Here is a 12,140-nt window from a genome sequence, read left to right as displayed (position 1 = left end):
AAGGATATGAACATGGCAGAAAACAATTCAGGTAACAAAGACGATGAAGTTGCAGTAGTTCCTGGAACTGACGAATTTGGCAAAATGCTTTTTAAATTGAACCAACCAGTAACTCCCGACAATCTTTCTGTGTTGGACTACAATGGCGGTCACCTACAACCAGTTCAAGATGATCTATATGCAATGCCAGCATACGTTACTGACGATTTCAACTTATTCTTCATCGTTTCTCAACTGGTTGAAGAAGACTGGGTCATTGCATTCTCAAATGCAACAATCGAAAAGGGAAATGAAATTACCGACTTGTCAGAACCAATGACGACCGGTAAGGGGCTCAACATGTTAGGTCAAAAGAGCCCTGAAGATGCTAACAACTTGCTTAAATATTTCAATACCTTAGCTGATGCCAAACGTGGCGAATGGCGAATGGTTGAACGTCCAGATGGTGCAACAAACTAACAATTGAGTGCATTTTGGGATGAGTTCTTCTCATCCTTTATTTTTGCCCTCAACCAAATTTAGGAGCGTGCCATGTCCAAGCAAATCAATCAAAACAAGTTAATAGTAGATCCTAGCCGAATTCCCAACCACGTCGCCATCATCATGGACGGAAATGGTCGTTGGGCTCAAAAACGTCATTTACCACGAATTGCAGGTCATAAACAGGGGATGGAAACCGTTAAAACTGTTACCAAGGCTGCCAGTAAGCTGGGAGTGAAGGTGTTAACACTCTATGCGTTTTCAACCGAAAACTGGAAACGCCCAACTGATGAAGTCAGTTTCTTAATGGGCTTACCAGTTAAATTTTTCAATAACTTTATTCCTGAGCTGATTGAAAATAATGTTCAAGTCAAGGTGATGGGACTGATTGACCAATTACCACCCAAGACCCAGCAAGCAGTTCGGAATGCAATTGCGGATACTAGTCAGTGCACTGGCATGATCTTGAATTTTGCTTTAAACTATGGGAGTCGTTTAGATATTAAACTGGCGGTTCAACAAATTGCCAGTGAGGCGAAGGCCGGTAAAGTTGATCCTCAGAAAATTGATGATGCGATGATTTCGAATCATTTAATGACCGGTTTTTTGGGAGACTTTCAGGATCCGGATTTACTGATCAGAACGAGTGGAGAGGAACGGATTTCCAACTTTCTTCTCTGGCAAATCGCCTATAGTGAACTAGTTTTTACAGATACGTTATGGCCGGATTTTGATGGGGTAACCCTTAGTCAAATGATTGAGGAGTATCAGCAACGAGATCGCCGTTTTGGTGGCCTCAATAATAGTAAATAGGAGCGAACAGTTGTGAGACAACGGGTAATAACAGCAGTAGTTGCGTTAATCATTTTTATTCCAATTATCATATTGGGCGGCGTGTGGGTTGATATCGCTGCAATGGCATTAGGGGTTGTGGCAGTTTCTGAAGTCCTAATCATGAAGAAGCGAATTCTGGTTTCTGCCGAGTCAATTATTGCTTATTTAGGTGTCAGTGTGCTGATCCTGCCGGACAGTTGGACAGCAATTTTACCTGCCAAGGTAGAACAGAACTTCGTTTTTTTCTTGTTTGTGTTGATGCTGTTGTTATTGACCGTCTTCAGCAAAAACTTATTCACGTTCGATGATGCTGGTGTGATCGCATTGGGCATGCTCTATGTCGGAATGGGCTTCCATTACTTTATTCTGGCCCGAGCCGTTTCGTTGACTGTCCTCTTGTATGCTTTATTTATCGTTTGGTCGACTGATAGTGGTGCCTATATTTTTGGCCGAATGTTTGGCAAACACAAATTGGCGCCGAGAATCAGTCCCAACAAAACGTGGGAAGGCTCAATTTATGGATCGATTGCCGCGACAATTATCTGTTCAATTTACATTTACTTTTTCCCGATTTCTGGATATTCACTATTGCAAATGATTATCATCACAATTCTCCTTTCAATTGCGGGTCAATTTGGTGATTTGATTGAATCTGCACTCAAGCGCTATTATGGGGTGAAAGATTCTGGTAAAATACTTCCAGGGCATGGTGGGATTTTAGACCGCTTTGACAGCCTATTGTTTGTCCTGCCAATGCTTCATTTAGTCGGAATCATTTAGTTTTTAGGAGGAAAGAGTCACTTGATAACTACAATTATTGTCTTCATAATCGTTTTTGGTATTCTGGTGATCTTTCACGAGTTTGGCCATTTTATTACTGCTAAGCGCTCGGGAATTCTTGTTCGAGAGTTTTCGGTTGGAATGGGGCCAAAAGTGTTCTACTACCGAAAAAACAGCACAACGTTTACGTTGAGATTGTTGCCACTTGGCGGTTATGTCCGCATGGCCGGCGAGGGCGATGATGGTGAAGAGGAATTAAAGCCTGGAACTCCAGTCACACTTCAATTGAATGATCAAGGGGTCGTCACATCCATTAATACCAGTAACAAGCATTCCTTGTTTCAAGGAATCCCATTGACCGTTACTAATACTGATTTAGACACTGGGTTGTATATTAAAGGATACGAAAATGGGGACGAGTCGCAAGTGAAGTCCTATCTTGTTGATCATGACGCGACAATTATTGAAACGGATGGCACCGAGCTTCAAATTGCCCCGCGGGATGTTCAATTCCAATCTGCAACTTTACCAAAGCGAATGCTCACGAATGTTGCCGGAGTCTTTAATAACTTTATTTTGGCGATTTTGGTTTATACCATTCTTGGTTTTGTTCAAGGTGGGGTTGCCTCAAACAGTAATAAAGTCAACGTGATGCCAAATGATTCAGTTGCGCGGGATGCGGGAATGAAATCAGGCGATCGGGTCGTGTCGATTGATGGACACAAAACGACTGATTGGCAAGCGATGGCTGTCCAAATTAGTGCGAATCCAAACAAAAAAATTTCAGTTATTGTCAATCGTGATGGCCAGAATAAGTCCCTTTCAATGAAACCCAAATCCCAAACCCTCAACGGCAAGAAGAGTGGTTTCATTGGGGTTACCCAGTCCATGGACACCAGTTTTAAAGCAAAAATCCTATCTGGCTTCACGAAAACCTGGTCGATGGGTAAAACTTTGCTGGGGGCGCTTTGGTCTATGGTGAGTGGTCATTTTAGTTTGAACGATCTTGGTGGTCCGGTTGCAATTTTCGCAACTACTTCTACGGCCGCTTCCATGGGATTGAGTGGCGTCTTGAATTTCTTGGCGTTCCTCTCTCTCAACTTGGCGATTATTAATCTCATTCCAATTCCAGGTTTAGATGGTGGTAAGTTAGTTCTGAACATCATCGAGGCTATTCGTCGCAAACCTGTTTCTCAGACAACCGAAACAGTTGTGACCTTGATTGGGTTTGCATTTTTAATGTTACTCATGATTCTCGTAACTTGGAATGATATCGAGCGTTACTTCTTACATTAATTAACAATTAGAATTTAAAGGAGATCTTTTTTCGATGAAGCAATCACAAATTTTGGTGCCAACCCTCAAAGAAACCCCAAGTGGTGCAGAGGCCCTGAGCCACAAAATGTTGGTTCGGGCTGGCTATATTCGTCAAGTTTCAGCTGGAATGTATGCCTACTTGCCACTTGCCTACCGCGTATTGACCAAGATCGAAACGATCGTTCGTGAGGAGATGGAAAAAACATCTGCCCACGAAATGCTGATGCCTGATATTTTACCGGCTGACCTTTGGAAAGAGTCCGGTCGTTATGATACATATGGGCCTGAACTTTTTAAGTTCAAGAACCGTCATGATACCGATTTTATTTTAGGCCCAACGCATGAGGAAACATTCACTGCGCTTATTCGTGATTCAATTAAATCGTATAAGCAGTTACCACTGATTCTTTACCAAATTCAGAATAAATATCGGGATGAAAACCGGCCTCGTTATGGGTTGCTCCGCAGCCGGGAATTTATTATGAAGGACGCATATTCTTTTGCCACTAACGAAGAGGACTTGGACAAGGCTTATCAGGCAATGGAAAAAGCCTATCGGACGATTTTTGATCGAATTGGCTTGAAATACCGGGTCATTATTGGCGATGGTGGTGCAATGGGGGGGTCTGATTCCAAGGAATTCTCCGCAATGGCAGCTGTGGGTGAGGATACGATTGTTTATTCGGACAAGAGCGATTACTTTGCCAACCTCGAAATGGCAAAGTCTAAAGTGGATGCGACCCCAGATACCGATGCTGAAGAAGCAATCAAGAAGGTTGGAACCCCCAACGCTAAAACCATTCAAGAAGTTGCCGACTTTTTGAATGTGCCTGAAACCAAAACAATCAAGTCGATGTTGTATATTGCGGACGAAAAACCGGTTATGGTGCTCGTTCGTGGCGATTATGATGTGAATGAGGTTAAGGTTAAAAATTATCTCAAGGCTGATTTTCTTGATTTGGCGACTGACGAACAAGCTCAGAAATATCTCGGAGCAGACTTTGGCTCGTTGGGACCAGTTGGAGTGAGCGAAGACATCAAAATTCTCGCTGATCAACGGGTCGCCAACATGAAAAATGCCGTGGTTGGCGCTGACGAAGATGGCTATCATTACGTCAATGCCAATTCTGACCGTGATTTTCGGATCGACGAAGTGGACGATTTTGTCACCATCAAGGAAGGCGAACTGTCACCTGATGGCAAGGGTAAGCTGAAATTCACTCGGGGAATCGAAATCGGCCATATCTTTAAACTTGGTACAAGGTATTCAAAGAGTCTCAAAGCCAATGTTTTGGATGAAAATGGCAGGGCTGTCCCAGTTATCATGGGATCATATGGGATTGGAATCAGTCGTTTATTATCAGCAATCTCTGAACAAAACGCTGATGAAAACGGGCTGGTTTGGCCAGTTGCTGTGGCCCCATACGTGGTTCACGTTATTCCAATTAACGCTAAAAAGCAGGTTCAGATGGATTTGGCCAACCAGATTGAGAATCAATTAACCAAGAATGGCCTTGAAGTCTTGGTTGATGACCGTAAAGAACGGGCTGGTGTTAAATTTGCTGACTCTGATTTGATGGGAATTCCGTTGAGAATCACCATTGGTAAAAAAGCTGAAGATGGGATTGTCGAAATTAAAATTCGTAAAAGTGGCGAAACTGTTGAAAGCAAGGTCGAAGAATTAAGTGATACAATAAAAATATTGTTGAAGAATCTTGACTAATCTCGTATATACCTTCTAGTATGTAACTGATTGTCATCAGTTCAATTTGAGGAGGCTGGGGCAAAGCTGTGTTTTGTCCTTGGTCTTCTCTTTTATTTGAGGAAGTTTGACTGTTTGATTGCTAAATTGTGATTTTGGGCGACTACTTTCTGTCATTAAGTATTAGCAACAGGACAAAAAGTCTTTTCTATTGCTGATATTTTAGAAGACAATCGTCTTTTTCACCACTTATAGGAGGACCTGCCGTGAGTTTGGATCGGAACGCATTATTTGATAAATTATTACAACAACTTCAATGGTCGCAAGCCGGCCAAATGCCGTACTTCGACGGTGCCAAAATTGATCATTTGGAAGTCCATCAGAAAAGTAATCGTTGGCAGTTTGACATCACAACGCCCCGAATTCTACCATTTGAAGTCTTCACAGATTTCAATGCCCGCCTTAAGTCCGCGTTCGACGAGATTGCCCAGGTATCACTTAATATTTCAGCGGCCAACAACAATTTCAATGAACAACTGCTTCGGCAATATTGGCAGTGGGTCGTGGTTAACAGTGGAGTCACTTCGCCTTTAATCAAGGAATTGTGTGAAGATAAATATCCTTCAATTGTTGATTCGAGAATTGAATTCATTGCCGAAAATGACATTGTCAAGGATTTCATGACCAATACTGCCTTAGGACCAATCGAAGAAATGTACCAACAGGCTGGTTTTCCCGACTTTACAATTCATACAATCGTTGATGAAAGCTTGTCTCAACAGAATATTCAGGCATTCAAGAAGAAAAATGAGGCGGCTAATGCTGAGTTGGTCAAAAAAGCCAACGAAGCCATTCAAAAAACCAATGCCGCTAAACCAAAACATGGTGGTTCAGCCAAAAGTTTAATTGGCCGAAAAATCAAGGATGATTTGCCGGTCACCCAGTTGGAAGAGATTACCGAAGAAGAGCGGTCCATTGTTGTTTCCGGATATGTCTTTAACAAAGAAATTCGGGAATTGCGCTCTGGTCGTCAGTTACTAATGCTAAAAATAACTGATTATACCTCTTCTATTCAGGTGAAGAAGTTCTCTAATAAGGGTGAAGAAGCCTTGTTTGAAGGGGTTAACGAAGGCGATTGGGTCAAAGTCCGTGGGAATGTTCAAGAAGACAATTATTCTCATGAGTTAACCCTTAATGCCTATGACATTAATCCTGTCAAAACGGTTTCCCGTCAAGACAGTGCGCCTGACGATAAAAAGCGAGTTGAACTTCATCTCCACACCTCAATGAGTCAAATGGATGCGACAAACAACATCGCTGATTTTACCAAGCAGGCTAAAAAATGGGGGCACAAAGCCATCGCAATCACGGATCATGCCGCGGTGCAAGGATTCCCAGATGCCTTTCATGCTGCCGAAAAAAATGATATTAAAATGCTTTATGGCGTTGAAATTAACTTGGTTGATGATGGTGTCCCGATTACTTACAATGATCAGCATATTCCGTTACTTGATGCAACGTACGTTATTTTTGATACCGAAACAACGGGATTGTCTGCCATGTATGACCGGGTCATTGAATTATCAGCTGTTAAAATGAAAAATAGTAATGTGATCGATCAATTTGAAGAGTTCATCGATCCCGGTTTTCATCTTTCGGAACAGACGACAAACTTGACGTCAATTACCGATGAAATGGTCCACGGTTCTAAATCCGAAGAAGAAGTTTTCAAATTATTTAGAGAATTTTGTGGCGATGCAATTGTTGTCGGCCATAACGTTACTTTTGATATGGGCTTTATGAATAAAGGCTATGTTCGCCATGGCATGCACGAAATGGCCAATCCTATCATCGATACGCTGACACTTGCCCGATTCTTGTACCCTAACCTGCGGGGTTATCGGTTAAACACTTTAGCAAAGAAATTTGATGTCAGCTTGGAGCACCACCATAGAGCAATCTATGATGCTGAAACCACTGGTCACTTGAACTATCTCTTTTTAAAAGATGCGGAAAAGCGTTATGGGATTGTTTATCATGACCAATTGAATGAGCATATGACGGATAATGACGCCTATCGTCACGCGCGCCCGTCCCACGCAATTTTGCTTGCCCAAACTCAAGCTGGATTGAAGAATATGTTTAAGATTGTTTCACTTTCCAACGTTCAATATTTCCACCGGGTCCCCCGGGTTCCTCGGAGCCAACTTGAGAAATATCGTGACGGCATTATCGTAGGATCTGCCTGTTCATCAGGGGAAGTTTTCACTGCGATGATGCAAAAAGGGATGGATGAAGCTCGCCAAAAGGCCCAATTCTATGATTATCTTGAAGTTCAGCCAAGACGGGCTTATGCACCACTGATCGAATCTAGATTGATTGCTGATGAAGATAACTTAGAGGAAATTATTTCTAACATTGTGAAACTTGGCGATGAACTGGGTAAACCAGTGGTTGCTACCGGAGATGTCCACTATCTCAACCCGCAGGACTATATTTATCGAAAAATTCTGATTAATTCTCAAGGTGGCGCCAATCCACTGAATCGCCAGGAGCTGCCTGATTTGCATTTCTTGACGACCGACGAAATGCTAGGTGATTTTGGCTTTCTTGGTGCGGACAAGGCTGAAGAAATCGTTGTCACCAACACAAATAAAATTGCCGACGAGATTGATGATGTCCATCCATTAAAAGATAAGCTCTACACGCCTCGAATGGAGGGTGCCGAAGACGAGATTAAAACCCGGACCATGAATACTGCTCACGAGTGGTATGGTGATCCGTTGCCTAAAATTGTGTCTGATCGTTTGGATAAAGAGCTGAAAAGTATCATCGGCAACGGATTTTCCGTTATTTATTTAATTGCTCAACGACTGGTTGCCAAAAGTAACAAAGATGGGTATTTGGTTGGGTCACGAGGATCTGTTGGTTCAAGTCTGGTGGCGACACTGACAGGAATTACCGAAGTAAATCCATTGCAACCCCATTATCGTTGCCCAAATTGTCGCCACACAGAGTTCTTCACAAAGGGCGAATATAGTTCAGGCTATGATTTACCTCGGAAGAAGTGTCCAGAATGCGGCACCCTAATGATTGGCGATGGCCACAATATTCCGTTTGAAACTTTCTTGGGATTCACAGGAAATAAGGTTCCAGATATTGATTTGAATTTCTCTGGTGACTATCAACCAATCGCTCATAATTATACTAAGGTGCTGTTCGGTGAGAAGAACGTATTCCGTGCCGGAACGATCGGGACGGTCGCTGATAAGACTGCTTATGGATACGTGAAGGCCTATGAGCGGGACAAGGGTAAAGTTTACCGTCAAGCTGAAGAAGATCGGCTTGCAAAAGGCGCCACCGGGGTTAAGCGGACAACTGGGCAACATCCGGCTGGGATTATCGTTGTGCCGGATTATATGGATATTTACGACTTTACGCCCATCCAATATCCCGCTGATGACCAAGATGCTGCATGGAAAACGACCCACTTTGATTTCCATTCGATTCATGACAATATTTTAAAAATCGATATTCTGGGTCATGATGATCCGACGATGATTCGAATGCTTCAAGATTTATCTGGCATTAATCCAAAAACAATTCCAATGGATGATCCTGGCGTCATGTCAATCTTTTCAAGTCCTAAGGTATTGGGCGTAACCGAGGACCAGATCCAATCCAAGACTGGAACGCTGGGAGTGCCGGAATTTGGGACGCGGTTTGTTCGGGGGATGCTTGAACAAACTCATCCAAGTAATTATTCAGAGTTGCTTCAAATTTCTGGTTTGTCTCACGGGACTGACGTGTGGATGGGCAATGCCGATGAATTGATCAAGAACGGGACGGCAACGATTGCCAATGTGATCGGCTGCCGGGATAACATTATGACTGATTTGATTAATTGGGGCCTGGATTCTGAATTATCCTTCCAGATCATGGAAAGCGTTCGTCATGGCCGGGGAATTCCAGATGATTGGCAAGCTGAAATGAAGAAAGCCAAAATTCCCGACTGGTATATCCAATCCTGCCTAAAGATCAAGTACATGTTCCCACGAGCCCATGCGGCTGCTTACATTCTAATGGCGCTTCGAATTGCTTACTTCAAAGTCTATTTCCCAATGATTTACTATGCTGCCTACTTCTCAGTTCGGGCTGATGACTTCGACATTGTTTCGATGTGCCGTGGTAAAGAAGCTGTTAAGAATGCAATGCGGCAGATTAATGATAAAGGGATGGAAGCTTCGACCAAGGAAAAGAATTTGTTAACGGTTCTGGAACTTGCAAATGAGATGCTTGAACGTGGATACCAATTTCAGATGGTTGATCTAAGCAAATCGGATGCCAGCCAGTGGTTGATTGATGGAGATACGTTAATTGCCCCGTTTAACTCTGTGCCGGGTCTGGGTCTCAACGTAGCCAAGCAGATTGTGGCTGCTCGAGAAGATAAGCCATTCCTGTCTAAGGAAGACTTGTCTAAACGGGGGAAGGTATCCAAAACCTTGATTGACTTTATGACTGAAAATCATGTATTGGATGGTCTTCCTGATGAAAATCAGCTCAGCCTTTTTGATATGATGTAACGTGGTTAATAGTCGTGTTTGTAATATTTTCAGCGATATGTTATACTTAATTTATAAAATAACTTGCAAGGAGTGAGCAGAAATGCTCGCTCTTTTTAATGGATAATTTTTAGGAGGCCTTTTTTTGAGCAATGTTGTTGAAACGGTGAAGCAGGTCGTCAAACCAATTTTAGATGAACATTCATTTTACTTATTCGATGTTGAGTTTGTAAAAGAAAAAGGCGGTTGGTACCTTCGGGTTTATATTGATAAGCCCGGGGGCGTCACCATTGACGATTGTGTTGTCGTGAGTGATGAATTAAGTGAAAAATTAGATGCCCTGGATCCAGATCCGATACCCCAAGCTTATTTCTTGGAAGTATCATCGCCAGGTGCAGAACGGCCGCTTCGTAATGAAGAAGAGCTTAAACAGGCAATCGGCGAGTACATCAATGTGTCACTTTATAAGAATTTAAATGGCAGCAAGTCATTTGAAGGAACACTGACAGCTGTTGATGACGATCAATTGATCATGGAAAACGACAAGTGGGGCAAGAATCCAACTTTGAAAGTTCCCCGTGATTTAGTTGCTAAGGCGCGGTTGGCGATTAAATTTTAGCTAAAGGAGACAATAAAAATGAGTAAAGAACTTTTGGGTGCCCTTTCTGCACTAGAAGAAGAGAAGGGTATCAAGAAAGAGGTTGTGATCGACGCCTTGAAAGCAGCCCTAGTTTCTGCATACAAGCGAAACTACGGTCAGTCTCAGAACGTCGAGGTTGACTTCGATGAAACAAAGGGTGAAATGCACGTCTATTCTGTTAAAACCGTTGTGGAAGACGTTGTGAACGATCAACTTCAAGTGACCTTGGACGACGCCCTTCAAATCAATAAGGGGTACGAACTGGGCGATGAAATAAAGTTTGAGGTGACGCCAAAGAACTTTGGTCGAATTGCCGCTCAGACTGCAAAACAAGTGATCATGCAACGGGTTCGTGAAGCTGAGCGAGAGAACGTCTTTGATGAGTACTCCAAATACATGGACGAATTGGTCACTGGAACCGTTGAACGTCAGGATACGCGTTTTGTATACGTTAACCTGGGTAAAGTGGAAGCCGTTATGGGTGTCAAAGATCAGATGCCAAATGAAGTGTATCGGCCACAGGACCGGATTAAGGTCTATGTAACGAAGGTTGAGAATGCCACCAAAGGCCCACAAGTCTTTGTGAGCCGGACTGCCTCTGGAATGTTAAAACGTTTATTTGAACAAGAAGTCCCAGAGATTTATGATGGTACTGTAGAGGTTGTTTCAATTGCAAGAGAGGCTGGGGATCGGGCTAAAGTAGCTGTTCGCTCGAATAGTTCCGATATCGACCCAGTCGGAACGGCTGTTGGCCCCCGTGGACAACGGGTGCAAACAATTGTGAATGAACTGCACGGCGAAAATATGGATATCGTAGAATGGGATGAAGACGATGCGTCATATATTGCCAATGCTTTAAATCCTGCTGAAGTGGTTGATGTGATCTTCGATGAGGATAATGATCGGGCATGTACGGTCATTGTTCCGGATTATCAGTTATCACTAGCAATTGGTAAGAAGGGTCAAAATGCTCGGTTGGCCGCTAAATTAACTGGATTTAAGATTGATATTAAATCTGAAACAGAAGCCAAAGAATTGATGGACCAGCGCCAAGCTGCAGCTGATGATTCAGATGATCCGGTCGATGATTCAACCGATTCGACCGATGATTCAGTTGACCCATCAAGTGACGAGGATTCTGCAGAAGCATCAGTGACAAATCCAAATGATCCGGATTCTGATCAATCTGATGAAGACTAATTTTTAGGAGGCGATTGTATGAAAAAGCGAAAGATTCCAATGAGAAAAGACATCGTCACTGGAGAAATGGCTCCTAAAAAAGAATTAGTTCGGATTGTCCGAGATTCAGATGGTCAGGTTTCCATTGATGAAACTGGTAAGAAATCCGGTAGAGGTGCTTACATTTCCATCAATGTAGACATTGCGAAGAAGGCCAAGTCAGAGCATACTTTTGAAAAAGTATTTTCCACCAAACTGGATGAAAGCTTCTACGATGAACTAATTGCCTACGTTGATCATAAACAGGCTCGAAAAGAGTTGTTTGAGAATGGACAATAAGCAAGCAATTTTAAATTTTATTGGAATTGCCAGAAGAGCCAGCAAAATTGTTTCTGGACAAGATAAATTGTTATCTGAAATTCGAAATGGCAAAGTTCATTTCCTGTTTATCGCTTCAGATACCGGCCAGGCAACTCAAAAAAAATTTACAGATAAGTCTAATTACTATCATGTCCCCGTCAATACCATGTACACTAAAGCAGTGTTGAGTGATGCAATTGGTATGAAACGTACAATCATCGGAATTTCCGATCGGGGTATGGCAAAAAAATTGGTTGAATTAACCGATAACAATAAGGGAGAGTGA

General features: G+C 42.7%; 10 protein-coding genes. All 10 read left to right on the top strand.

From position 1 onward, the window contains the following. The first annotated feature begins 12 nt into the window (after positions 1–12). Positions 13–459: a hypothetical protein gene (locus tag QUF07_RS01125; protein ID WP_054746588.1), complete on the top strand. Its 447-nt coding sequence runs from the start codon at positions 13–15 to the stop codon at positions 457–459. A 72-nt stretch (positions 460–531) separates the two neighbouring features. Then, on the top strand, positions 532–1,293 hold the full coding sequence (gene uppS / locus QUF07_RS01120) for an undecaprenyl pyrophosphate synthase (protein ID WP_289426618.1): 762 nt from the start codon (positions 532–534) through the stop codon (positions 1,291–1,293). Positions 1,294–1,305: 12 nt separating this feature from the next. Continuing rightward, on the top strand, positions 1,306–2,094 hold the full coding sequence (locus tag QUF07_RS01115; RefSeq protein WP_217161340.1) for a phosphatidate cytidylyltransferase: 789 nt from the start codon (positions 1,306–1,308) through the stop codon (positions 2,092–2,094). A 21-nt stretch (positions 2,095–2,115) separates the two neighbouring features. Further along, positions 2,116–3,390 carry an RIP metalloprotease RseP gene (gene rseP, locus QUF07_RS01110; protein WP_289426617.1) on the top strand — a complete coding sequence of 425 codons (1,275 nt, stop codon included), beginning with the start codon at positions 2,116–2,118 and terminating at the stop codon, positions 3,388–3,390. Between the two features lie 34 nt (positions 3,391–3,424). Beyond that, positions 3,425–5,134, top strand: a complete 1,710-nt coding sequence (locus QUF07_RS01105) for a proline--tRNA ligase (RefSeq protein ID WP_289426616.1) — start codon at positions 3,425–3,427, stop codon at positions 5,132–5,134. A 245-nt stretch (positions 5,135–5,379) separates the two neighbouring features. Then, positions 5,380–9,696, top strand: a complete 4,317-nt coding sequence (locus tag QUF07_RS01100; protein ID WP_217161337.1) for a PolC-type DNA polymerase III — start codon at positions 5,380–5,382, stop codon at positions 9,694–9,696. Between the two features lie 124 nt (positions 9,697–9,820). Then, complete coding sequence (gene rimP, locus QUF07_RS01095) at positions 9,821–10,294, top strand: ribosome maturation factor RimP (RefSeq protein ID WP_054746590.1); 474 nt, start codon at positions 9,821–9,823, stop codon at positions 10,292–10,294. Positions 10,295–10,312: 18 nt separating this feature from the next. Further along, positions 10,313–11,515: a transcription termination factor NusA gene (gene nusA, locus QUF07_RS01090; RefSeq protein ID WP_217161336.1), complete on the top strand. Its 1,203-nt coding sequence runs from the start codon at positions 10,313–10,315 to the stop codon at positions 11,513–11,515. Positions 11,516–11,533: 18 nt separating this feature from the next. After that, positions 11,534–11,833, top strand: coding sequence for an RNase P modulator RnpM (gene rnpM / locus QUF07_RS01085; RefSeq protein ID WP_289426615.1), 300 nt, complete (start codon positions 11,534–11,536; stop codon positions 11,831–11,833). Continuing rightward, entirely contained in the window at positions 11,823–12,140 is a 318-nt protein-coding gene (locus tag QUF07_RS01080; protein ID WP_056982855.1) for a L7Ae/L30e/S12e/Gadd45 family ribosomal protein, read from the top strand. The genes rnpM and QUF07_RS01080 overlap by 11 nt, the downstream gene beginning before the upstream one ends.

It is taken from the genome of Lentilactobacillus sp. TOM.63 (assembly GCF_030361045.1).
GTDB lineage: Bacteria > Bacillota > Bacilli > Lactobacillales > Lactobacillaceae > Lentilactobacillus > Lentilactobacillus dabitei.
This window is presented reverse-complemented; position numbering and strand designations above follow the sequence as displayed.